Source organism: Achromobacter pulmonis, assembly GCF_002885955.2.
Lineage (GTDB): Bacteria > Pseudomonadota > Gammaproteobacteria > Burkholderiales > Burkholderiaceae_B > Achromobacter > Achromobacter pulmonis_A.
This window is the reverse complement of the sequence record NZ_POQS01000017.1, coordinates 1-23,589: the sequence shown is the minus strand read 5'-3', so window position 1 is coordinate 23,589 and position 23,589 is coordinate 1. Positions and strand designations below refer to the sequence as shown.

At 61.9% G+C, this 23,589-nt stretch carries 25 protein-coding genes; 12 read left to right on the top strand and 13 right to left on the bottom strand.

Translation table 11 applies throughout. The features are described 5' to 3' along the window. The first annotated feature begins 81 nt into the window (after positions 1-81). The 9 genes from C1I89_RS32710 (at position 82) to C1I89_RS32670 (ending at position 9,904) form a co-directional block, all read left to right on the top strand. Positions 82-1,458 carry an acyclic terpene utilization AtuA family protein gene (locus tag C1I89_RS32710; protein WP_088591531.1) on the top strand — a complete coding sequence of 459 codons (1,377 nt, stop codon included), beginning with the start codon at positions 82-84 and terminating at the stop codon, positions 1,456-1,458. A gap of 11 nt (positions 1,459-1,469) precedes the next feature. Further along, the gene (locus C1I89_RS32705) at positions 1,470-1,787 is read left to right on the top strand and encodes an AtuA-related protein (RefSeq protein ID WP_012248146.1); all 318 of its coding nucleotides are present in this window, start codon (positions 1,470-1,472) and stop codon (positions 1,785-1,787) included. 32 nt (positions 1,788-1,819) lie between these two features. After that, positions 1,820-3,424, top strand: a complete 1,605-nt coding sequence (locus C1I89_RS32700) for a carboxyl transferase domain-containing protein (RefSeq protein ID WP_102776313.1) — start codon at positions 1,820-1,822, stop codon at positions 3,422-3,424. 3 nt (positions 3,425-3,427) lie between these two features. Next, positions 3,428-5,443, top strand: coding sequence for an acetyl/propionyl/methylcrotonyl-CoA carboxylase subunit alpha (locus C1I89_RS32695; protein ID WP_088591533.1), 2,016 nt, complete (start codon positions 3,428-3,430; stop codon positions 5,441-5,443). Between the two features lie 13 nt (positions 5,444-5,456). Next, positions 5,457-6,677 carry a CaiB/BaiF CoA transferase family protein gene (locus C1I89_RS32690; RefSeq protein ID WP_191295211.1) on the top strand — a complete coding sequence of 407 codons (1,221 nt, stop codon included), beginning with the start codon at positions 5,457-5,459 and terminating at the stop codon, positions 6,675-6,677. 39 nt (positions 6,678-6,716) lie between these two features. After that, a complete protein-coding gene (locus C1I89_RS32685; protein ID WP_012248150.1) occupies positions 6,717-7,205 on the top strand; it encodes an FAS1-like dehydratase domain-containing protein in 489 nt (162 codons plus the stop codon). A 68-nt stretch (positions 7,206-7,273) separates the two neighbouring features. Then, complete coding sequence (locus tag C1I89_RS32680) at positions 7,274-8,239, top strand: Bug family tripartite tricarboxylate transporter substrate binding protein (RefSeq protein ID WP_050729659.1); 966 nt, start codon at positions 7,274-7,276, stop codon at positions 8,237-8,239. A gap of 73 nt (positions 8,240-8,312) precedes the next feature. Beyond that, entirely contained in the window at positions 8,313-9,101 is a 789-nt protein-coding gene (locus tag C1I89_RS32675; RefSeq protein WP_012248152.1) for an enoyl-CoA hydratase/isomerase family protein, read from the top strand. A gap of 2 nt (positions 9,102-9,103) precedes the next feature. Then, positions 9,104-9,904, top strand: coding sequence for an enoyl-CoA hydratase-related protein (locus tag C1I89_RS32670; protein WP_088591534.1), 801 nt, complete (start codon positions 9,104-9,106; stop codon positions 9,902-9,904). Here the strand turns inward: C1I89_RS32670 and C1I89_RS32665 are convergent. From C1I89_RS32665 to C1I89_RS32610, 12 genes are all read right to left on the bottom strand, one after another. Then, positions 9,901-10,668 (bottom strand): IclR family transcriptional regulator, encoded by a 768-nt coding sequence (locus C1I89_RS32665; protein ID WP_223283382.1) that lies wholly within the window; start codon positions 10,666-10,668, stop codon positions 9,901-9,903. The genes C1I89_RS32670 and C1I89_RS32665 overlap by 4 nt on opposite strands. 20 nt (positions 10,669-10,688) lie before the next feature. Beyond that, complete coding sequence (locus C1I89_RS32660; protein ID WP_012248155.1) at positions 10,689-11,495, bottom strand: IclR family transcriptional regulator; 807 nt, start codon at positions 11,493-11,495, stop codon at positions 10,689-10,691. 79 nt (positions 11,496-11,574) lie between these two features. Next, positions 11,575-12,699: an NADH:flavin oxidoreductase/NADH oxidase gene (locus C1I89_RS32655; protein WP_012248156.1), complete on the bottom strand. Its 1,125-nt coding sequence runs from the start codon at positions 12,697-12,699 to the stop codon at positions 11,575-11,577. 39 nt (positions 12,700-12,738) lie between these two features. Continuing rightward, a complete protein-coding gene (locus C1I89_RS32650) occupies positions 12,739-13,029 on the bottom strand; it encodes a Dabb family protein (RefSeq protein ID WP_012248157.1) in 291 nt (96 codons plus the stop codon). A 15-nt stretch (positions 13,030-13,044) separates the two neighbouring features. Further along, on the bottom strand, positions 13,045-13,806 hold the full coding sequence (locus C1I89_RS32645) for an SDR family NAD(P)-dependent oxidoreductase (protein WP_012248158.1): 762 nt from the start codon (positions 13,804-13,806) through the stop codon (positions 13,045-13,047). Between the two features lie 46 nt (positions 13,807-13,852). After that, positions 13,853-14,575, bottom strand: coding sequence for an ABC transporter ATP-binding protein (locus C1I89_RS32640; protein ID WP_088591535.1), 723 nt, complete (start codon positions 14,573-14,575; stop codon positions 13,853-13,855). Next, a complete protein-coding gene (locus tag C1I89_RS32635) occupies positions 14,565-15,299 on the bottom strand; it encodes an ABC transporter ATP-binding protein (RefSeq protein ID WP_050729656.1) in 735 nt (244 codons plus the stop codon). The genes C1I89_RS32640 and C1I89_RS32635 overlap by 11 nt, the downstream gene beginning before the upstream one ends. 7 nt (positions 15,300-15,306) lie before the next feature. Then, positions 15,307-16,251, bottom strand: coding sequence for a branched-chain amino acid ABC transporter permease (locus tag C1I89_RS32630; RefSeq protein WP_088591536.1), 945 nt, complete (start codon positions 16,249-16,251; stop codon positions 15,307-15,309). After that, positions 16,244-17,107: a branched-chain amino acid ABC transporter permease gene (locus C1I89_RS32625; RefSeq protein WP_088591538.1), complete on the bottom strand. Its 864-nt coding sequence runs from the start codon at positions 17,105-17,107 to the stop codon at positions 16,244-16,246. Before C1I89_RS32625 ends, C1I89_RS32630 begins: the two co-directional genes overlap by 8 nt. A 49-nt stretch (positions 17,108-17,156) precedes the next feature. Further along, entirely contained in the window at positions 17,157-18,365 is a 1,209-nt protein-coding gene (locus tag C1I89_RS32620; protein ID WP_050729654.1) for an ABC transporter substrate-binding protein, read from the bottom strand. A gap of 73 nt (positions 18,366-18,438) precedes the next feature. Next, entirely contained in the window at positions 18,439-19,329 is an 891-nt protein-coding gene (locus C1I89_RS32615; protein WP_102776312.1) for an NAD(P)-dependent oxidoreductase, read from the bottom strand. 14 nt (positions 19,330-19,343) lie between these two features. Next, positions 19,344-20,159, bottom strand: coding sequence for an enoyl-CoA hydratase/isomerase family protein (locus tag C1I89_RS32610; protein WP_050729653.1), 816 nt, complete (start codon positions 20,157-20,159; stop codon positions 19,344-19,346). 175 nt (positions 20,160-20,334) lie between these two features. On the opposite strand from C1I89_RS32610, the gene C1I89_RS32605 reads away from it, so the two are divergent. The 3 genes from C1I89_RS32605 (at position 20,335) to C1I89_RS32595 (ending at position 22,713) form a co-directional block, all read left to right on the top strand. Continuing rightward, a complete protein-coding gene (locus tag C1I89_RS32605; RefSeq protein WP_050729652.1) occupies positions 20,335-21,243 on the top strand; it encodes a LysR family transcriptional regulator in 909 nt (302 codons plus the stop codon). A gap of 114 nt (positions 21,244-21,357) precedes the next feature. Beyond that, positions 21,358-22,062 (top strand): CoA transferase subunit A, encoded by a 705-nt coding sequence (locus C1I89_RS32600; protein ID WP_012248167.1) that lies wholly within the window; start codon positions 21,358-21,360, stop codon positions 22,060-22,062. 12 nt (positions 22,063-22,074) lie between these two features. Beyond that, the gene (locus C1I89_RS32595) at positions 22,075-22,713 is read left to right on the top strand and encodes a CoA transferase subunit B (RefSeq protein ID WP_012248168.1); all 639 of its coding nucleotides are present in this window, start codon (positions 22,075-22,077) and stop codon (positions 22,711-22,713) included. A gap of 271 nt (positions 22,714-22,984) precedes the next feature. On the opposite strand, the gene C1I89_RS32590 is transcribed toward C1I89_RS32595, so the two are convergent. Then, the gene (locus C1I89_RS32590) at positions 22,985-23,275 is read right to left on the bottom strand and encodes a gamma-glutamylcyclotransferase (protein WP_234818441.1); all 291 of its coding nucleotides are present in this window, start codon (positions 23,273-23,275) and stop codon (positions 22,985-22,987) included. Positions 23,276-23,589 lie beyond the last annotated feature (314 nt).

Sequence of the window (23,589 nt, the reverse complement as noted above, 5' to 3'; positions counted from 1 at the left end):
TGACGACCTTCAACATCGGCATCTAAAATGAAATTCAAATGATTAAAACGAAATTAGAGAAACGGAAATAGGAGGCTGGGCATGGCCAAACGTGTAAGGCTTGGTGCGGGCTCGGGATTTTGGGGTGACGCTCAAGATCCGGCACAAGAGCTGTTGGAGCGAGGCAATCTGGATTACCTGTGCTTCGACTACTTGGCCGAATTGACGATGGCGCTACTGCAGCGGCAGAAGCTGAAACGGCCGGATGCGGGCTACGTGCCGGATGCGGTTCAGACCATGATTAATCTTTTGCCCCGCGCTACCGCAGTAGGAACGAAATTGATTTCCAACGGTGGCGGGGTGAATCCTAGAGCTGCGGCACAGCGCATCGCCGAAGGCGCGCGCCAAGCGGGACTTGCTGGCACGCGCATCGCGCTGATTGAAGGCGACGACATGCTGGACAAGCTCGACGACCTGATGGGGCAGGGGGTGCCACTCCGCAGTATGGATACCGGCGACGAAAACTTCGCGGCCATCCGCGACCGCGTCGTTTGCGCCAATGTCTATACCGACAGTTCGGGCATCACCGCGGGTCTGGAAGGCGACGCGGATGTGGTGATTGCCGGACGTGTGTCGGACAACGCGCTTTACGTCGGCCCGCTCGCCCACGAGTTTGGTTGGCGCCGCGACACCGCACACATCGACCGTTACGCTGCTGCGGTGACACTGGGCCACATCGTCGAATGCGCGGCAGGCTGCTCGGGCGGGATGTCTTCCCGGTTCGCGGAGATGCCGCACATGGGGCGAGCAGGATTTCCCATTCTTGAAGTGGGCGCGGATGCCGAGGCCATCGTCACCAAGCTGTCGGGCACTGGCGGCCGTGTCGATGAATGGACGATCAAGGAGCATCTGGTCTACGAGGTGGGCGATCCGCGCCGCTATCTTATGCCCGACGCCGTGGCAGACTTCACTTCCCTGAAACTGATCGATGAGGGAGAGGACCGCGTACGCGTCAGCGGCGTGCGCGGTGAGGCAGCGCCCGACCTGTGGAAGCTGGTGGTCGGTTACCAAGACGGCTGGATCGGCGAGACCATGGCGTTTTTCCCATGGCCATACGCCTATGACCGCGCCGTAAAGGCGCGCGAAACCATGCTCGAACGTTTCGAGCGCATGGGACTGGCCGCCGAACAGATTCACTTCGATTTTGTTGGACTCAACACCTTGCACGGTCCCGCCGCCACCTTCCCGGGGCGCGAACAGGCCAACGAGCTGCCCGAAGTCGGGCTGCGTTGCGCGGTGCGTACACGCACGGCCGAAGAGGCCGACAAGGTGCGCCGCGCGGGCACGAACCTCTGGATTATGGGCCCGGGCGGCACGTCCTTCGGCACCCCAATGAAGCCGCGCCCCGTCATCTCCCTGTGGCCGACCCTGATCCCGCGGGCCGCCGTCGAACAGAAAACCGAAATCCTGAAGGCCTAAGGAGGGCTCTGATGACGCTTCAAGTGAAAGACATCGCCTATGTGCGCTCCGGTGACAAGGGGGACGTGTGCAGCGTGGGACTGGTGGCCCGAGGACAGCATGAGTACGCGCAACTGCTCGCGAGCGTAAAGCCCGCCGACGTCAAGGCGCTTTACGGCGATTGGGTCCAGGGCGAGGTGGAGTGCCACCCCATGGACAACATCGGCGCCATGATGGTGATCATGCGTCATGCGCTGGGAGGCGGGGCAACGCGCACCTTGCGGTTGGATCAGACGGGAAAATCGCTGGGGCATGCGCTTTTGCGCCTGCCCGTGCGTGATCCGAGCTGAATCCCTGTAATCCCACCGACGGTATTCAACAAATGGCTATTCTTTCTTCCCGCCCCGGGCCGGGCAGCCCGGACTTCGCCGCGAATTCGGCGGCGTATGAAGCATTGCGCGCGCCGCTGCTCGCTGCAAGAGAACGAGCGATTGCTGGCGGCGGCGAACGCGCGCGCCAAGCGCATCTGGCGCGCGGAAAGCTGTTACCGCGCGAGCGTATCAATACGCTGCTGGATGCCGGCACGCCGTTCCTGGAGGTCGGCCAGTTAGCTGCCGATGGCGCGTACGATGGCCAGTCGCCGGGAGCCGGGATCATTACTGGTGTCGGCATTGTGTCCGGCCGGGCCTGCATGATCATGGCCAACGATGCGACGGCCAAGGGTGGAACGTATTACCCGCTGACCATCAAGAAGCAGGTGCGCGCCCAGGCCATTGCACGTGAGAACGGCTTGCCCTGCGTCTATCTGGTGGATTCGGGAGGTGCCTTGCTGCCTTTGCAGGGCGACATATTTCCGGACGAGCAGCACTTCGGCAAGATCTTTCGCAATATCGCCGAGATGTCGGCCCTTGGGCTTAAACAAGTTGCGGCGGTGCTGGGCGCTTGCACTGCCGGCGGCGCCTATATCCCAGCGATGTGTGACGAAACCGTGATCGTCGACAAGGCGGGCATGATCTACCTGGGCGGACCGCAGCTGGTGCAGGCCGCTACCGGCGAATTGGTTGACGCCCAGGAGCTTGGGGGTGCGGACACGCACACCCGCCTGTCCGGCGTGGCCGACCATTTCGCGAACGATGAGTTGCACGCACTCGAACTGGTGCGCGGCATTCTTGGACGCTGCGAGGCCCCGGCACTGGCGCCGCCGCCCCGTCCGTGCCGGCCTCCCCGCTACGAAGCGGCGGAATTGCCCGGACTCATTCCCGCCAATCCCAAGCAGGCAATGCCTATGCTGGACGTGCTGGCGCGCCTGCTGGACGGCAGCGAACTGGTGCAGTACCGCGAACGCTATGGCACCAGCCTTATTTGCGGCACCGGCGCCATTGGCGGTTATCCGGTGGGCGTGCTCGCCAACGACGGCGTTCTTCTTGGCCAGAGTGCCCAGAAAGCAGCCAACTTCATCGAACTGTGCTGCCAGGAAAACATCCCGCTCGTATTTCTGCACAACATCAGTGGCTTCATGGTGGGAGTGCAGTACGAGCAGGGCGGTATAGCGAAGGACGGGGCGAAGATGGTCAACGCGGTTTCCACGGCCCGGGTGCCCAAGTTCAGCGTCATTGTCGGCGGCAGTTACGGAGCGGGCGCGTATGCCATGTGCGGACGAGCATTCGGACCCCGGTTCATGGCCATGTGGCCCAATGCCAGGACCTCTGTGATGGGCGGGGAACAAGCCGCCACGGTGCTGGCGCTGGTGCGCGGCGAGCAACTGGCCCGTCAGGGCAAGGAATTCAGCGCCGAAGAGGCAGAGGCCTACAAGGCGCCTATCCGCGATACCTATGGTGCCGAAAGCACCGCCCTGAACGCAGCATCCCGCTTGTGGGTAGATAGCGCGATTGAACCCGCCGACACCCGCGACTGGCTGACGCTTGGCTTGGCGCTCGCAGCCGCCGGACCGAAGGAACCCACGCGCTTCGGCGTGTTCAGGATGTAGCCCATGTTCAAGAGAATCCTTATTGCGAACCGGGGGGAGATCGCTCGCCGCATCGCGCGCACCTGCCAACGGCTGGGCATCGAATACGTTGCGGTGCATTCCCTAGCTGACGTTGGCGCTGCGCATCTGCGCGGCGCCATTCGGACCGTTTGCCTGGGCGCGGGGTCTGCAGCGGACAGTTATTTAAATGCCGGGAAGCTGCTCCAGGCTGCGCGCGAAACAGATTGCGAGGCAGTGCATCCCGGCTACGGTTTCCTGTCCGAGAACAGCGAGTTCGCGGCGAACGTGGAGGCCGCGGGCATGGCGTTCATCGGACCGTCGCCCGCCACTATTGCGGCGTTGGGAGACAAGGCGCGGGCAAAGGCGCTCATGCGCGCGGCTGGAGTGCCGGTCGTGCCGGGCACCGACGAGGCCAGCGACAATCCCGCCACCATAGAGGCGTTGGCGCGCGCCATTGAACTGCCTATTTTGCTCAAACCCTCCGCCGGCGGCGGGGGCAAGGGCATGCAGATAATTACCCAATACGACGACCTGCCTGGGCTCATTGAGTCGGCCATCCGTGTCGCCCGCAGCAGTTTCGGCGACGGCCGGATGATCGTGGAGCGGTACATCGAGGAGCCGCGCCACATTGAAGTACAGGTGTTCGGCGATGGCTGCGGGAATGTAGTGCACCTGTTCGAGCGGGAATGCTCGTTGCAGCGCCGACACCAGAAGGTCATGGAGGAGGCGCCTGCGCCGCACCTGCCGGAGCGTGCGCGTCAACGACTGCTGGAGGCGGCGGTGCAGGGCGCGCGCAGCCTGGACTATCGCAACGCCGGCACCTTCGAGTTCATCATGGACCGGGACTACAACTGCTACTTCCTGGAGGTGAATACCCGCCTGCAGGTAGAGCATCCTGTCACAGAGGCGGTAACCGGGCTGGATCTCGTTGAATGGCAGTTGCGCGTGGCGGCGGGCCAGTCCCTGCCGCTGGCGCAGTCCGAAATCGCCTGCCACGGACACGCTATCGAAGCGAGAATCTACGCGGAAGACCCGGCCCAGGACTTCCGTCCTTCGCCCGGCACCGTGGTGCACGCTCGCTGGCCGTCTGCCCTGCGCGTGGACGCCGCGCTGGATGAATCGGGCGACGTTCCGCCTTTCTATGACCCGATGGTGGCAAAGATCATCGCCAGCGCGGGCGATCGTCCGACCGCGATTGCCGCCTTGAAGTCGGGCCTGGGCCAGACATCGTTGCTAGGTGTCTCCAGCAACCTCGGCTACCTGTTGCGCCTGCTGGACGACCCGGGAGTATTGAACGGGCGCGTGCACACCCGTTACCTGGACGAACACAAATCGCTGCAAACTCCGTGCAGCCGCCCGGCTGCCGCAGCAGTCTGCGCCACGCTGCCCTTGCCTGTGCAGTCCATGGCAGCCTCGCCCTGGCATGCCGGCGCGGCTTGCGGCGCGATGGACCGGGTGTTCCTGGATCCCGGCGCGCCTTTGGGGCGCGTGCGTTTCCTGCTGGACGCCGAGGCGACATCGGTGGCTCTTCACGCCGTGGACGGAAGCGATGTCCGCGCGGGCGACAACCCGCAAAGCTGGAACGTGTCGCGCGATGCGTCCAGCTTGGGCGGCGTTGTGGACGGGTGGCGCTGGGACGCCTGCCTCGCGGCCGAAGGGTGGCATCTGCAGGTGGCGGGCGACCATTACTCGGTGCGCCCGGTTCTTCACGAAGGCAACGCCTCCGCTCGGGACGCCAGCGGGGCGACGGCACCGATGTCAGGCGTTATCGCAGCCGTGGCGGTGCAACCGGGAGACCGGGTGGCCCCGGGCGATGTCCTGGCCGTGATCGAGGCCATGAAGATGGAGTATTCGATCGTTGCCGATGTCGATGGAACAGTGGCGAATCTGCGCTACGGCCCAGGCGACAGCGTGCGGGAGGGCGAACTCATTGCCGACATCGTCCAGGACGACGCTGCGGCGATCGATGAGGGCAGGCAAATCGACGAACCGAAGTTTCAGGCCGGCAGCAGCCGCTAGGACCGAGATCATCATGCAGAAACCGCTAAGCCATATCCGTGTGCTGGACCTCTCCCGCATCCTGGCCGGCCCCTGGGCCACGCAGAACCTGGCCGATCTCGGCGCAGAAGTAATCAAGGTGGAGAAGCCGGATGTCGGAGACGACACCCGGCAGATGGGGCCGCCTTTTCTCAAAGACCGGCAGAGCGGTGAGAACGGCGACGCAGCCTATTTCATGAGCTGCAACCGTGGCAAGAAGTCCCTTGCCATCGATTTCTCGAACCCTAGAGGGCAGGAGATCTTGCGAGAGCTGGCGCGTAAGGCCGATGTCTTCGTCGAGAACTACAAGGTCGGAGCATTGAAGCGCTACGGTTTGGATTACGCCTCGCTTCGTGAGATCAACCCTCAACTGGTCTATTGTTCTGTGACGGGTTTTGGGCAAACGGGACCCTACAAGGACCGCGCGGGCTACGACTATCTGATACAGGGTATGGGTGGTCTGATGAGCGTGACGGGCGAACGCGACGACCTGCCCGGCGGGGGGCCGCAGCGGGCGGGTGTCGCTGTGGCTGATCTTTTGGCGGGGATGTACGCCACCACAGCCATTCTTGCCGCCTTGCAGCATCGCGATCGCGGCCATGGAGGCCAGCATATCGACATCAGCTTGCTGGACTGCATGGTGGGTTCGCTGGTGAACCAGTCGATGAACTATCTGGTCAGCGGGCGCGTGCCCCAGCGCATGGGTAGCGGCCACCCCAATATCGCGCCCTATGCGGTCTATCCGGCTGCCGATGGGCATCTGGTGCTCGCGGTCGGCAACGACACCCAGTTCCGCCGCCTGTGCCAAGCGGTCGGGCAGCCCGAGATTGGCACGGATCCGCGCTTCGCCACCATCGCCGACCGCGTGCACAACCGGGCCGAACTGGATGCCTGGCTGGTTCCCGTCACACGTTCGCGCCGGCTTGCCGACTGGACGGCGCTGCTGGAACGGGCGCAGGTCCCTGGCGGACCCATCAATGGCATGGACCAGGTCTTTGCCGACGAGCACGTAGTCGCGCGTGGCATGCGCGCCGAGTTGGAGCATCCGCTGTACGGACCGGTTCCGACCGTGCGCAACCCCATCCGTTTTTCAGAAACGCCACTGGACCCGGCCGGCGCGCCACCATCGCTGGGCCAGCATAACGAAGAGGTACTGCAATCACTTGGGATTGCAACGGAGCAGATGGCGGAGCTGCGTGCCGCCGGCGTGCTCTGACCGACCATCAAGATAACCAAACAACCAGGAGAAGACAGTATGCGCAGATCAATCAACGTGGACGAGAACGGGCTGGAGGTGCTGGGCCTGGGCTTTTACTGGGACGACGTCGAGCCCGGCTACCGCTTTCGCACCTTGGGCCGCACGATTACGGAGGCCGACATCACTCTGTTCATCGGTACGGTGGGCATGGTGGAGGAAATGTTCACCAATCTGGACTATGTCGCGTCGCAATCCATCATCGGCTCGCGTCCGGCTCCTGGTTCGCTTGTTTTCTGCATGGCCGAAGGGCTGTTGATGCAGAGCACGATGCAGCGCACCGGCATGGCGTTCATGGAGGCGGATATCAAGGTCCACCGGCCCACGAACGCAGGCGACACCATCCATGTCGAGTGCGAAGTGGTCGAAGCCCGGGGGACTAGCAAGTCAGAGCGCGGCCTGGTGCGGACCTCAAATCGGGTGGTCAACCAGCGAGGGGAGGTGGTGCTTACCTATAACCCCCTGCGTATGGTCAAAACCCGCCCGTAGCTCGAAGCCCCACAAATTTTTCACACGAGGGACGCGTAGACGGCCCCGTTTCACTCAAGGAGACATCAATGAAATTTTCCCTGCTTTTCGGGTTGCTAGCGTTAACCGTGTGCGCCCAGGGCGCAGTAGCGGCGCCTGCCTCCGCCTTTCCCGAGAAACCTATTACGGTCGTTGTTCCGTTCGCTGCGGGCAGTCCTACCGATGCAGTGGCCCGTGTGCTGTCTGACTCGCTTTCCAAGCGACTGGGGCAGCCGCTGATCGTGCAGAATCGTCCGGGCGCCACCGGTATGATCGGCAGCGAGTATGTGGCGCGCGCGCAGCCGGATGGCTACACCCTGCTGTTCGGCACTAACACTACTCAGGTAGCGAACAAATATTTCTTCAAGAACGTGTCTTATGACGGTCTGAAGGATTTCGCGCCAGTCGCCATCGTCGGCGGCGTGCCGCATGCGTTGGTCGTCAATCCGTCCGTGCCGGTCAGTTCCGTGGCGGAACTCATCGCCTATGCGAAGGCCAACCCGGGCAAGCTCTCGTTTCCCTACGCCAACAGCACCACGCGCATCACCGGCAGTACGTTTCGCGTGATGACGCATACCGATATCTCGGAGATTCCTTACAAGGCTTATGGCCAGGCCGTGTCCGAACTGTTGGGTGGGCAGACACAAATGATGTTCATCGATTTTTCGACTGGCCTGGCCTACATGACCTCGGGCAAGCTCAAGCCCTTGGCCATCACCCCGGCCCGGTCGGACAAACTTCCCGGCGTGCCCGCTATGAAGGAGGCGTTGCCAGGCTTCGAGATCGGAAACTGGAACGGATTATTCGCGCCAAAGGGAACGCCGCCTGAGATCATTGACAAGCTCAATCGGGAAATCACCGGCGCGCTTGAGCAGCCGGAGGTACGTAAGCAGATCGATGGCACAGGCTATGAATTGCTGCCGCCCATGGCGCCCCAGGCGTTCGGAAAATACATTGCCGAGGAGAGTGCGCACTACGGCAAGTTGACCCAGGCCGCGGGCATCAAACCTGAATGAGTATCGGGCCGCGCGCCGTTCGCGCGCGGCATGTACTTCCTTGATTTTCCTGATTAGCGAGTCGCCCTGCATCATGAATAAACCCGACGCCCCTGTTCTGTACTCCGTGCAAGACGGCATCGCCACGATCTGCATAGACCGCCCGGCTCAGCGCAACGCGTTGTCCATCGCTATCTGCGAGCGCCTGCTGGATCTGTGGGACGAGGTCGAACGCGACGACGCCGTGCGAGTGGTGATCCTGACCTCCGCCGACTGCGGCGTGTTCTCTGCCGGCATGGATCTTAAGGAGGCCGCCCAGGTGCGCGCCGAAACCGGCAAGGACATGCTGGAGATGCTGCGGGATCCCTTCCACCAACGCATGCGCCAGGTTCCCAAGCCGATCATCGCCGCCATGACGGGCCACTTCACCGCCGGGGGTATGGTCTTGGCTGCAAACAGCGATATCCGGATCGGCTTGCAGGGGACCCTCGGCGGCATCTCCGAGGCCAAGGTGGGGCGAGGGTCGCCCTGGGGAGTGCCCATGCTGTGGATGCTTCCGCAGCCCTTCATGATGGAACTCATGCTTACCGGCGAGATGCATCCCATCGAGCGCTTTTACCAATTAGGTTTCGTGAACTATGTTGAGGCCGCGCCCGATGCCGTGCGCGAGCGGGCCCAGGCTATAGCGCGCACCATCGCCAACAATGCGCCGCTTACCGTCTGGGCAGCCAAGAAGAGCATCGGGGCGGCAATGGACCTTGGCTGCGAGCGCGGTCTGGAGGCGGCCTGCCGGTACCATGAGCGCGTTTATTCGAGCGCTGACGCAATCGAGGGGCCTCGGGCCTTCGCCGAGAAAAGGGCGCCGCGCTGGATCGGGGCGTGACGATGGACGGCGCTTCGGCTTTTGTCCGGCGCGACGACGATGACGGCGTCGTCACGCTCACGCTAAACCATCCCGACACACTCAATCGCTTCTCTGATGGTTCGCAGTTCCTTGAATTGGCTGCGCACGTGCGCAGGGCCAATGCGGATCCGGCGGTTCGTGTCCTGCTCATCACGGGAGCGGGGAAGGCGTTTTGCGCGGGCGGAGATCTGCGGCACATGGCGGAACGAGAGGGGTTTTCCGCCGGGGACGTTGCCCAGGTGCAAGCGCGCTACCGCGAAACCGTGCACCAATTGCCAGCAGCGCTGGCCGAAGCGGATGTTCCGACCATTGCTGCAGTGAATGGCGCGGCCTACGGGGTGGGCTGCGATCTGGCGTGCTTTTGCGATATCCGGATCGCCGCAGAGAGCGCGCGCTTTTCGGTCAGTTTTGCCCGCCTTGGCATTGTGGCTGGCGATGGTGGAGCCTGGATGTTGCCGCGGCTCGTTGGCCGTTCCAAGGCCATGGAACTGGCTTTCACCGCGGAGTCCATCGATGCCCGGGAGGCGCTACGCATCGGTCTCGTGTCGGATGTGGCGCCGGACGATCGGCTGGGCCAGCGCGCCGCGCAATTGGCGCGGAAGATTGCGCGGCATCCTTCCGCGGCGTTGCGCATGCACAAACGCCTGCTGCGAGACGCCGAACAGCACACACTGGCAACTCATCTGGACGTGGTGGCCGCATTTCAAGCGATCGCACACGCATCTGAAGACCACCTGCGGGCGGTGCGCGACGCGGTTGGCGCCCTGGGGAAACCTCGTTAGTCTTCGTCTTCGGCGGCTAGGGCGATACGCTCGGCGATGGCCAGCAGCGACGCTGCAACCTGGCCCCGCAACACCGCTTCCGTGACATCCACACTCACGGCCATGGCGGCCAGGGCGAACTCCGAGCCCGCCTTTACCGGGGTGGCGATGGAGGCGGTGTGCGTGGCCACGGGCGCGGCCAGGTAACACCAGCCCGTTTTTTCCAGATCTCGGAACGCGGCGTAGACTTCGTCGAGCGGTCGCGACACGCCGGAGGGCGCGTCAGCCTCGATCATGCGGAGTAATTCATCGCGTTGTTCCTTCGGTCGTCCCCATAGGTAGGCGCGGCCGGAGGCCGAGACGGCCATAGGAAAACGAGCGCCGCTAGTCAGGCCCAGCTGTACCCGGCCGGCGGGAACGCAGTGCTCGACTACCAGCATATGCAGCCGGTCGCGCGTGCTCAGCGTGACATGGACGCCGAAGCGCTGCGACAGCTCGCGCATAAGCGGCCTGGCTGCCTGGCCAACCGCCAGACCCTTCTTGGCAGCTCGACCCAGCGCCAGGCAGGCAATATGGGGTTCGTAGCTGTCGCCTGTGGCCTGGAGAAAATGCTGGGCCTGCAACGTCTGGACGAGCTTTTCGGTCGTCGGGCGGGACAGCTCAAGTTTGCGAGCGATGTCTGCCAGCGTGAGTTTGCGGTGGCGCAGGTCGAACAGACGCAGCACCTCCAGGCCCCGACGCAGCGAATCCACCTGGGCGTCGTCGCGCGGCGTGCCCGGTGTCAATTGGCGAGTCCGTACCATTATTATTCCGCCTGCATATTGCTGAGTTCGGCTTCAAGTCGGTTTTTGAGGGCGAGCAGGTCCGGGATAACTTCCTGCTTCAGCCGCGGCAACTCCAGGGAATTCGACGGTGCGGCGCAGCCCAGGGCATAGGTGTGTGGACCTTCTGGCGTGTCGACGACCACTGCGGCGCCGTTGGTGCCGGCCTCAAGGGTGCCGGCCGCGATGCAATAGCCGTCGCTCGCCATTTGAGAAATGGCGGTCGGCACTTCGCGGCTCAAGAGCTCCCAAGCTTGCGGGTCAGCCGTGCCAAGCTTTTCGAGGAATGCCGTGCGTTCGGCATCGCCCATTGCGCCGACCAGTGCCCTGCCCAGGGCCGAGCGGTCAATGCGAAGGCGCGAACCGGCGCGCACCCGCAAGGTGAAAATCATGTCTCGGCTATGAGCAACCTCGTTGCAGACCATGCTGCTGGCATCGGGTGAGGCGAGCACGACGGAGACCTGATGCTGGTCGGCGAACTGCTGCATCAGCGGCCTCGCTAGCATGACAAAGTCCCGGTGCGAGGCCGCGATGAACCCAAGCGCAAGCACGGCCGCGCCTAGGCGATAGGCGGCTCGCTGGGCCGAATATTGCAGGTATTCTGCTTCCAGCAGATTGGCCGTGAGGCGGGATACTGTCGGCTTGGGCAGGCCGGTGAGCGCCGCGATTTCGGAGTTGCTCAACCAGTCATTGTTCGGTTCGAACGCCGAGAGAACGGTCAACCCGCGCGACAGCACCCGGACTTGGCGAATGCCTGGCTTTTCGGAGTACGAATCAGCGGATGTATTCATCGAGTCATCAAAATGAAATTAGACTCGATTCTACAGGCAAGCCCCGTGATATGGGCTTGGTTTAACCGTCGAACGCTCCCTAAAAGACCTTCGGACGACGCTTTAGCCACCAGCCGTATTGTTCTGGCCAAGCCAGAAACTCTGGATCGGCCTGCAGAGCCAAGCGGGCGTGCAGGGGCCAATTCGGATTGAGAAGGGCCTCCCGCCCGACAGCCACCAAATCGGCCTTATCCCCAACCAGAATCGCCTCGGCCTGCTCCGGATCAACGATCAACCCCACTGCGATCGTCCCGATGCCAGCCTCCTGCTTGACCGCCTGCGCAAAGGGAACCTGGAACCCCGGCCCGCGCTTGACGGCCTGCGGACCTTGTCCCGCCGTGGCAGGCGCCTGTATGCCACCGGATGAACAGTCGATCAGATCAACGCCCAGTGCTTTCAATTCGCGGGAAAACAAGATGCTGTCTGACAACTGCCACCCGCCCTCAATACCGTCGACGGCCGATATCCGCACAGATACCGGAATGTCGGAGGGCAGGGCGTCCCGGACGGCGGCCGCGACCTGAAGGGGAAAGCGCATCCGGTTCTCTAGCGACCCGCCATACTCGTCCTGCCGCTTGTTGGTGACGGGCGAAAGAAAGCTGTGCAGCAGGTAGCCATGCGCGGCGTGAATTTCGACAAACCGGTATCCCGCGCTGACTGCGCGGACTGTCGCGTCGCGGAAGCTGGCGCCGATGCCAGCCAGTTCGCTGGCCTCAAGTTCGCGAGGCACGGGCCAGCCTTCCTGTACCGGCACGGAAGAGGGCGCCGTGGTCTCCCAGGCCTGATCTTCCGAAGACAGTGCCAACGGCCGATTGCCTTCCCAGGGCCTGCCCGTGCTTGCCTTGCGGCCGGCATGACCGATCTGAATCGACGGCACCACGCCGTGCGTGGTCATGATGCGTGCTAGTTCCGCAAGTCCTGGGATCTGCTCATCGCTCCAGATTCCCAGGTCGCCAAGGGTTCCCCGGCCATCGCGGGTGACAGCCGCGACTTCAATCATTGCGCTGCCGGGTCCGCCCCGGGCCAGGCCGGCGGTATGGAACCGGTGCCAGTCCTGGACCAGTCCGTCGATGGCGGAGTACTGGCTCATCGGAGAGATGAGTACGCGATTGGGCAACTCGACGCCGCGCAGTTTGAACGGGGTAAACAGTTTGGTGTCCCGCATGAGGTTCCTCGTTTCGGATCGTTGTGTCATGGCGGAGGATCAGGCTTCGTAGTCCAGCACGATGAGCTGCCGGCTTAGTGCCGCGACTTTCTGCTTCAGCGGCACGTGGGCGGGAGCCTGCTGGTAGTGGTCGTGGGCGGCTGAGTCCACGAAGTCCGCCACGAATGCGTGGGTGTAGGAATGGGCGCGATCCGACGCATTGGTGGCAATGCGCAGGTCCAGGATACCCGGGATCTCTTTCTTGATCGTCTGGCACATGCCGACGATGTCTTCGTGGTCTTCTCTGGTGAGCGGGGCGTTGAAGCTGAGCATGACAATATGTCGAAACATGATGGCTCCGATCGATCAGGAAATGGTCAACCCGCCGTCGACGGCGAGGATGTGGCCGGTCGTGGAGCGGGACTCGTCGGAAGCCAGATACAACGCGGCGTGGGCGATATCTTCGGGCTGCACCAGCCCAAAAAGCTGGCCGTCCAGCGATTTGCTGGTGACGCCATCGTCTTTCAGCAGCTTTAGCACGCGCTCTGTCGCCGTCGCTCCGGGAGCCACCGCATTCACGCGAATTCGGTACTGTGCATATTCCACAGCCATCGACCGGGTCAGCGCGCTGACTGCGCCCTTGGCCGCCGTGTAGGCGTCCTTGCCGTGAGTGCCGATCAGGGCAAAGATGGATGTGCTGTTGATGACGGACCCGCCGTTCCCCGCGTCCATCATGGCCTGGATGCCGTAGCGGCATCCCAACCAGGTGCCAAACAGGTCGAGTTTCATCTTGGACCAGAACTCGTCCACCGGAGCGTCCGTCACGCGGCTGTCGCGCACGGTCGAGCCTCCGGCATTGTTGTACAGCACGTCAAATCGTCCGAACTCCGCCACGGTCCGTTTGACGGCCGCCTCCAGGCTTTCGGGTTCGGTGACGTCGGTGTGGATGAAGCGGGCAGGGCGGCCCGTCGATTTTTCGACGATGGCGGCGGTCTGCTCGCCCGCGGCGGTGTCACGCTCGGCGATAACGACCTGGGCGCCTTCCTGGGCGAATAGCAATGCGCTGGCACAGCCGATACCGGCGCCGCCGCCCGTGATGAAGGCGACTTTTCCTTCGAGTCGATGCATAAATACCTCGCAAAAAACGGATAAGTGGATGAGGGATGCGTGGGGGTCAAATGCCCAGATAGGCTTTGCGCACCGATTCACTGCTGGCCAGCTCCGACGCCAGGCCTTGCAACTGAATCTCACCGCGCTCGAGGATGAAGGCGTGGGTCGCAATCTCCAGTGCCATCTCTGCGTTCTGTTCCACAAGCATCACATCCACGCCTTCCGCCGCGATGTCCTGGATGATCTGGGCGATGGTGTCGACGATGGCGGGCGCAAGCCCGATTGTGGGCTCGTCAAGCAGCAGTAGCCGCGGCTTGGCCATCAGGGCGCGGCCGACAGCAACCATCTGTTGCTGGCCGCCACTGAGACTACCCGCCGGTGACTTGAGCCTTGTCTTCAGAGCGGGAAAGCGTTCCAGCACGTCTGCCATTCCCTGCTGAATGGCATTCTTGCTTTTCTCGCGGTAGGCGCCCAGTTCCAGGTTTTCCCCTACCGTCATGGCTTTGAACAGGCGCCGGCCTTCGGGCACCAGGACGAGGCCCCTGGAGACGAGGGCATCGGGTGCCAGTCCGGTGATGTCTTCTCCATAAAGGCGGACACGTCCGGAAGAGGGCGCGACCAGGCCGGTCAAGGCCTTCATGATGGTCGATTTTCCGGCGCCATTGGAACCGACGATGGTGGAGATGGATCCCCGCTTCACCGTGAAGCTCGCCGCGCTCACCGCCGGCACGATGCCATACATCACCGACAGTCGCTCGACGTCGAGCACATTTTCGTTATTGTTCATGCCGCTTCCCCAGATAGGCCGAAATCACGCGCGGATCCCGCTGGATCTCGGCCGGGGTACCGGTGGCTAGAAACACGCCATAGTCCAGCACCACGATGCGATCGCAGATATCCATGACCGCCTTCATGTTGTGTTCCACAAGCAGCATCGAAACGCCGTACTCCTCGCGCATCCTGCGGAAGATCGCCAACACTGACGATGCCTCGGTCTGGTTCAGACCGGTCAACGGTTCGTCCAGGCAGAGCAGGCTTGGCCGGGCGGCGAAAGCGATGGCGATGCTGACCAGGCGCTGCAGGCCGTGCGAAAGGTTCCCCGCAACTTCGCTCAGGACTTCCGACAGGCCCATAAGCGCCGCGGTTTCTCGTACGCGTGCGTCCCGTTCAGCTTTATGGCGCATCGTCGCGAACGTACCGACGACGATGTTGTCGTAGACGGTCATGTCGCGCAGCATGCTGTCGTGCTGGAACGTGCGGACCAGGCCCTGCCGGGAGATCCGGGCGGCGCTCTGGCCGGTGATGTCCTGGCCCATGAAGGTCAGCTTGCCGCCAGACGGCTTGTAGTAGCCGCTTACCACGTTGAACGTGGTGCTTTTGCCGGCGCCATTGGGGCCGATGAGTCCAAGGATTTCTCCTTTGCGGACTTCGAAGCTCAAATCCTTGATTGCCACCAGGCCGCCAAAGCGGCGGCTCAGGCCATCGACTTTAAGTAGTACTTGGTTTTCCATGAAGACCTCAGGCGTGGGGCTTCGCCGCGGCAGTCAGCCCAGGCGCGCGCTTGTTGAGGTGGCGGCCCAGGCCGATCAGGCCCCCCGGCATCAGCAGCACCGAGATCACGATGGCGGCTCCGTAGAAGATGTGCTCGTAGGGGCCGAAGCTCAGGGCGAACTGGCCGAGCAGCGTCAAAACGATGGCGCCGACGACCGCGCCCAGGATGTGGGATTCGCCGCCCACCTTCAGATAGGCCAGCGCGTATACCGCCAGCAGGAAGCCAAAATCCCCCGGACTGATGACGTTGTTCGAGTAAGCCAGTAGCGCACCGGCAATGCCGGCAACGAACGAAGAAACACCCAGGCACAGCACCTTGGTCAGATGCACGTTGATGCCGACGGTCTCGACGATGGCGTCGTTATTGCGGATGGCCACAAGGACTTTGCCGAAATCGGATTTCTCGATGAACCAGAGCGCCCAGAGCAGTGCGAGCACCACGGCGACGACCAGGGCGGGCAAGTAGCCGTCCAGGTAGGCCGGCGGAAAGATACCCACCATGCCGGAGCTCCCTCCGATGGCTTCGGTCTTGGTGTAGATCATGCGGATCACTTCGGTGAAAGCGAAGCCGATCAGCATGAAATAGGGGCCCTTGGCGCGCAGCGTGATGTAGCCGAACACAAGGCTGATCAGGCCGGCGAAGACTGCGCTTGCCACCAGCGTGAGCAGGAAGGGCCAGTTGAACGTGACGCTCCCGACACCCGCCATATAGGCGCCTAGGCCCACAAAGCCGGCGACGGCAAAATTCAGTTCACCGATCAAGGTGACAAAGCGGAAGCTGGCGGTAATCAGCACGTTGACGGCCAGCCACAGGACCAGGCTGGCGGCCAGGCCGCCGCCCTGAAGCAGGCTGGCGGCGATCGCCACCAGGCCGACCGAGGCGATTGCAGGGGTGAGTAGCGATTTAGCCATTGCCGAGAATTCCCTTCGGACGAACGAGAAGTACAAACATGGTCAGGACGAACATCGTGATCGTGGCCCAGGTGGGATCGAAGTAGTAGCCGCCCAGGCTTTCGATGACGGCGATCAGCAGGCTGCCCAGGATTGCGCCGGGTATGCTGCCCAGCCCGCCGATGACGATCGCGATGAAACCCCGGATGAGATAGTCGCTGCCGATGATCGGGCTGGAAACGGTCACGGGCGATAGCAGTACTGCGGCGATCGCCGCGAGCGAGGTCGCGATGAAAAAGCCGGCCAGGGCGATCCGTCGGTACGGGATGCCCTGCAGCATCGCAGCCTCATGGTCTTCCGAGACCGCGCGCAGTGCCTTTCCCAGACGGCTTGACGCGATGGTCCAGCACATGAGAGCGGCCACCAGCAGTGCGCAGCAGGTGATGATCAGGCGCTGGATGGTGATGTAGGCGCCCATGATGTTCACCGTTCCTTCGACCAGCGCGGGGAGCTTGTTGGGAACGCCGCCGAAGGATTCCAGGAATATGCCTTGCAGCAACAGCGAGAGGCCGACCGACACCACAAAGGAGCCGGTCATGTCGCGCTGGAACCGCTGGAGGGCGAACTTGTAGATCACCCCCCCCAGTAGCAGCGTCAAGGCGATCCCAAGCACTCCGCTCAGCGCATAGGACGCAAAAAGCGGCAACTGCTCGCTGATCAGGAACGGGACTGTCACTCCCATCACCAGCAGCGGCAGCGTAAAGAACTCTCCGTGTGCGAAGTTGACGATTCGCATGACGCCGAAGATCAGCGTCAAGCCCAACGAGAACAGGATGTACGCCGCGGCGATCTGCATACTGTTCATGATTAATTGCATGTAAACGTCCAACTTGTCTCCCCCGACTTATCGCCGTCCAGCGTTCTGATTACTTGCCTTGCGCCAGGCGCTTTTGCAGCTCTTCCGGCACCACGCGCTCAACTTCCACGAGCTTTCCGTCTTGAATCTGCGTGATCATGACCGGGATGAGCATCTGCTGAGGCGAACCGTAGGTCGCCTCGCCACCGAACGCCGTCTTGCCGTACGACGTGTCAAAGACGATCTTGGGCATGACCTTCAGAATCTCGGCAGGTTCGATGCTTTGCGCGGCTTCCATGCCCGCCTTGAGGGCGTACACAGAGTCGTAGGGTGCGAGCTGCAGCGGGTTGAGTGATTCCCCGACGGCCTTTTTCATGCCTTCGTTGAGCTCACGTTGCTTGCTGGTTGCCTGCTGTCCGGCGTAATCGCCCGAAAAGCCCATGTACACCCCGTTAGCTGCTTGACCGCCAATGTCCACGAGCTGCGCTGCCCCCGTGCCCACCGGCTGAACCTTGACACCGTCCCATCCGAGTACGGCCAGTTCGCGGAAGAGCACGCCTGCATCGGCCGGGGGAGCAACGCCCAGGTCAATGACGTCCGGCATCACCGCCGCGAGTTTTTGCGCAATGGGCTGGAATTGCGTGGTGCCGCGTTCGTACCAGTTGACTGACACCACCTTCACGCCAAGCTTTTCCCAAGCCTTCTGGGCGACCGGTTCGGTCTCCTTGCCGGTCGCGTCGTTGGGATTGAGCATGGCAACGGTCTTGATGGAGCCGTGTTTGGCCTTTACGTAGGCATACAGGGGTTCCAGGATTTCGAACGGCGTGGTCGATTGGGTCAAGGTGTAGGGCTTGGTTGGTCCCTTGACGGTCTTGCCCCAGGCCGAGGTGAACAGAATGACCTGGTTCCGCTCGGTGAGCGACTGCAAAGCCAGAATCGGCGCGGTGCCGATGCTGCCGACCACGTAGCGGGATTTGTCGCGATTCACGATGTTCTGCGCGACCTTGGTCCCTTCCGCGGCGTTGTATTTGTTGTCGTAGGCACGGACTTCAAATTTATAGGTGGTGCCGCCGATCTTCACGCCGCCGGCGTCATTGATTTCCTTGGCGGCCTGCTTGGCGGTCCATTCCTGTCCAAGCCCCCACGTTGCAGCGGCGCCTGACATCGGCGCGGATACGCCCAATATCAAGGTCTTGGTGTCCTGTCCGAATGCGGCGCCGGACGTGAGCGACGCCGTCGCCAAAGTCACAGCCGTAAGAACGCAGTTGAGGTTCTTCATCTTGTCTTCTCCGTATTTATAGGTGTAGTGATTCCCGGCGCGTGCCGGCTTTTACCGGATTCCCGGTATGTCTTTAGCCCGACTGAGGTGTACGTCCGGCGCTGGTCCAGCGCGTGGCTTCGTTGGGGCCGTGGTTGTCCACGTAACTCGACACCGGCTTGAGCAGTCCGGGCGCAATGCCTGCCTGCTCGCTCAGTGCCAAGGCCAGGTGCAGATCCTTCGCGACGATTCGGTGGATGTCCGGGTAGGCGTCTTCCGTCGGCGACCACGCGCGGAATTGCGCGCGGCCCAGGGCCGCGTTGGCAGTCAGAAAGTTCCTTCCGGTACTGACGTCCAGGATGGGCGCGAAGCTCTCAAGGGAAACGCCATGCGCCTGAGCCAGTTCGATGGCTTCAGCGGTCAAATAGATATTTGCCACGCAGACCATGTTGTTGATGATCTTGGCGACCTGCGCAGATCCCAACGCGCCGCAGTGGAAAATTCGGCTACCCATAGCCTGCATCAATGGCCTGGCCAGTTCGGCGTCGGATACGGCTCCGCCCACCATGATCGTGAGCGTTCCTTCTTGTGCGCCCACGACGCCGCCGCTCACCGGCGCGTCGAGCAGGTGGGCGCCGGCTACAGCGAGCGGCGCCTCCAGCGTGCGCAGGGTAGCGGGCAGCGTGGTGCTCATCATGCACACGATGGGCTGGTGGCCGCTGGGAATGGCGTGAACCAGTCCGCCGTCGCCAAGCAGGGCGTCTGTAATTTGAGCGTCATTGGCGAGCAGCACAATGATCGCGTCCGCTCCAGCGCAATCCTTCACTTCAGAAGTTGTGGCGACGCCTTCACGGGCAAAGCTCTCGCGTACGGCGGCACTGCGGTCGCAGATGATGAGGTCAAAACCTCCACGCCGAACGCAGCGCGCCATTGGCGCACCCATGTTGCCGGCGCCGATGAAGGCGACTGTTTTGATGGATTTCATGAGCGCTGCTCCGCCTAGACACCCAGGTCCAGGTCGAACCGGGGAGCGCGGCGCTCTTGCAATGCGCTCACTCCCTCCCGCGCCTCGGGGCTTCCGAAGCCCATGAACTCCAGCGCCAGCGAGGTATCGAAAATGGGTCCGGCCTGACGCAGCCAATTGTTCAGGGCGTACTTGGTCCACCGCATCGCACCCGGCGCGCCTGCCGCGAGCTTCCCGGCGATCTCAAGGGCTTTGTCTTGAAGCGCGTCGTCCTCAACGCACAACGACACGAGACCCAGCGCTTCGGCCTGCGCGCCGCTCACGGGTTCGCACAACATCAGGTGGTATTTGGCCTTGGCCATCCCGCAAAGCAAGGGCCAGATGATGGCCGCATGGTCGCCTGCGGCGACGCCCAGCTTGGTGTGGCCGTCCACAATGCGGGCCGATTTCGCTGCAATCGAGATGTCGGCCAGCAGAGCCGCCACCAGACCCGCGCCCACCGCCGGGCCATGAATGGCGGAGACGATAGGTTTCGAACAGTTGATGATGTTGTAGACCAGGTCTCGGGCTTCTCGCCAGACACGGGCCCTGGCCTTGAAATCGTCGTTGATCTCTTCGAGCATGCGGAAATCACCACCAGCCGAGAACGCACGCCCGGCTCCGCGGATGATCACGGCGCTGACCTCGGGATCGGTGTCGATCTCGCGCCATACCTCCGCCAGTTCGGCGTGCCCCCGGGAATCCAGGGAATTCATGCGCTCGGGGTTGTTCAGCGTCAGGCGCAGAACACGGTCAAGCGGACGGTCGAATTCAATCGCCGTGTAGTTCTGATAACGAAGGTTTTCTGTCATCCTCGACTCCAACTTCAGGTACGTGATTGGGCGGCCGTTTGTCGGCCGTCCGCGTTCTTCTGCGCCGATATGACGCGTGCCTTTCTGCGTAACTGCTGGCGCAATTGTGCGATCCGCACTTGCTTTATCAAAGACCACCGTTGCACCCTTAGTGTGCGCTGATGCACAATGAGCCATGGATACGCACCCCGAATGGAACGACCTCAAAGTTTTTCTGGCTGTCGCACGGCTGGGCACGATCTCCGATGCGGGGGAGAAGCTCGGGATCGAGCACTCCACTGTTTCGCGGCGGATCGACCGGCTGGAAGCGACCTTGCGCGTGGTCTTGTTTGACCGACGCCGCAGCGGCTATTCGCTGACCGATGCTGGCCATGCGCTGATTCCTCACGCGGAAAAAATGGAAAGCGCGCTGTTGGCCGCTGTGGAAGAAAGCCTGGAGGCGGCCGACTTCATCAAAGGCAATGTTCGCGTTGGAACACCGGAAGCATTTGGTATCCACGTGCTTGCCCCGGGGATGGCGCAGTTGCGCCAGAAACATCCCGGACTGCGCATTGAACTGATGGCCCAGCCCCAATTCCCCAGCCTTGTGACCAGGGAAGTCGAAATCCTGGTGACGCTTGATCCGCCGCAGATGGGGCGATACAAGGTCGCGAAGCTGGCGCAGATCGACTACTTCCTTTATTGCTCTCCTGCCTACCGGGACGCCCATCCTCCAATACGTGAACTCAGCGACGTCGCTCAGCACGATTTCCTGGACTACATCCATGATGGTTCGGTCAGTGAGCGCTATCGCGTGCTTGAAGAGCTCGTCCTGGAACCGAATCGATGTTTCAGCTCGAACAGCGTGCTTGCACAGCGCTCGGCCGCAGCGGCTGGGCTGGGGCTTGTCTTGCTTACGCCCTATGTCGCAAACGTGAATAGCGGCGACCTCATCAGCGTTTTTCCTGATAAGCCCCTCATTACGCGGAGCTTATGGATTGCGGCGCCCGAAGATCTGCTGCGGATCAAACGCTACCAGTTCGCTTGGCGATTTATCCGTGAACAGGTCGAATCGCAGCCGGAGCTGTTCCACCCGTCCGCTTGATCGCTGTGCAGAATTGCACAATAAGGTTGCGGCAAATCCATTGTTCCGGCCGCATCGAATCCCTAGTATCTGGGGGGTTACCACCCACTCAACCCCATTTACTTCGGTTAGAGAATGAGAAAGATATATGGAGATGTGGCCGACGCCCTGGACGGGGTCATCACGAACGGCCAAACGATAGCTGTCGGGGGTTTCGGCCTGTGCGGCATTCCTTCAGCATTGATAGAAGGGATGCGTGACAGCGGCGTCGGCAATCTGACTTGCATCAGCAACAACGCTGGCGTTGATGACTTCGGTCTGGGGCTACTACTGCAGTCGCGCCAGGTGAAGCGCATGATCGCGTCGTACGTTGGCGAGAACAAGGAATTCGAAAGACAGTACTTGAGTGGCGAACTGGAGCTGGAGTTCAACCCTCAAGGGACGCTTGCGGAGCGTTTGCGCGCAGGCGGCGCCGGAATTCCCGCGTTTTTCACCAGGACTGGCGTCGGCACTGTCGTCGAGGAAGGCAAAGAGACCAGGCAGTTCGGTGGCCAGACCTACATCATGGAGTTGGCGCTCCGGCCGGATGTCTCGCTGGTGAAAGCAAAGCGTGCAGATCGAGCAGGCAACCTTGTCTTTGCACGCACAGCTCGAAACTTCAATCCCGACGTGGCAATGGCGGGAGCGGTGACGATCGCCGAAGTGGAAGAACTGGTGGAAGAGGGCGAGATCGATCCTGACGATGTGCATCTGCCAGGAATCTTCGTCGATCGTATCGTCGTCGTACCCAACCCGGAAAAGCGCATCGAGCGCAAGAGTTTCCGTTCACGGCCGCAGTAAGGAGAATTTGCGATGGCTTGGACACATGACCAAATGGCAGCGCGCGCCGCACAGGAACTGCACGACGGCGACTACGTGAATCTGGGAATAGGCTTACCCACGAAAGTGGTGCAATACGTGCCTGACGGCATGCAAGTATGGTTGCAGTCCGAAAACGGACTGATCGGCATCGGGCCGCCCCCTTATGAGGACGAAATCGACCCGGACCTTATCGACGCGGCCAAGCAGACGGTGACAACAGCGCCTGGCGCATCCATCTGTTCGTCTTCCATGTCGTTCGCCATGATCCGAGGCGGCCATATGGACCTTACGATCCTGGGAGCCATGCAGGTCAGCGCGCAGGGAGACCTTGCAAACTGGATGATCCCCGGCAAGATGGTCAAAGGCATGGGCGGGGCCATGGATCTTGTTGGTGGCGCGCGCCGGGTCATTGTGCTCATGGAACACAACACGCGTGACGGTGCGATGAAAATTCTGGATCAGTGCTCTTTGCCGCTGACCGGTCGTAGCGTGGTGCACAGGATCATTTCCGACCTGGCGGTGATGGACATCACCGACGAAGGGCTGGTTGTAAAAGAGCTGGCGCCCGGCGTTACGCGCGAGGCATTGCAGGAAAAGTCGGAGCCTCGCCTGGTGTTTGCACTAGGATAGCCGATCTAGGCGCGAGGAGGCGACTGATAGAACGTCTTTGTCCCGAAGTCGACCTCCACGCCTAGACCGATGCCTTCCGGCAGCCGGCCCAGACAGGACTGTTGATGCGATTGGCGCGCTGCACATCAACAGTCGTCCGAAGAATTCGAACGTCGCGACAGAACGCATGGAAGTATGCCCAATCGGCTGTGAAATCGGGTTGCGCTTGGGGCTTTGTTAAGCGGGTGGCTTGGCAGCCCATTGCCGAGTTCGCGTGGTTTTTGGCATTCCGTTACCAAACTCGCACCTTGACCCGCTGCACAAGGTCGCTCACATGTGGGTCGTGGATCCCCCAGCGGGCGAGCGCGTCGTCCAGACGAGTCAAATATTCACGATTACTCCCGAGTGGGCCGCTTGCCATGGCGACATCGGCGGCAACCGCGTTGAGTTCATCTGTCGCACGATATTGGGGGTGCGTCGTTTCGGCGACGAAAGCGATGACCGAAACCCGACGCCCATCCGCCAAACGTGCTTGCGCCCAGACTGGCCGATACAGCCCGTGCACCATTTCACGGATCCACACCAGGCGCTCCGCGCCAACAATTGAGCCTCAAGTGAGGCATTTTTCAAGTTGCTGATTTTACGGCGCATTATCAATGTCGGTTCAAGTGGTTCTGACAATCGGAATCAAGTGTTCGCTTATGGCGGATGCGCTTTCTGGGCGGCATTGCCGAGGCGCTGCTCCAATACAGCAGTGACGAACCTGAGTTACGGCTTCGGCATCTCCTTGCTCGAGTAGTGGCAGTCCAAGCGCGGTCAAAACACACCTCCTGGGCACAAGTCAGTCAGATCGGGATCAGCCAGGAGGAATTGGGCGTAAGCGCCCGGCGAACACAT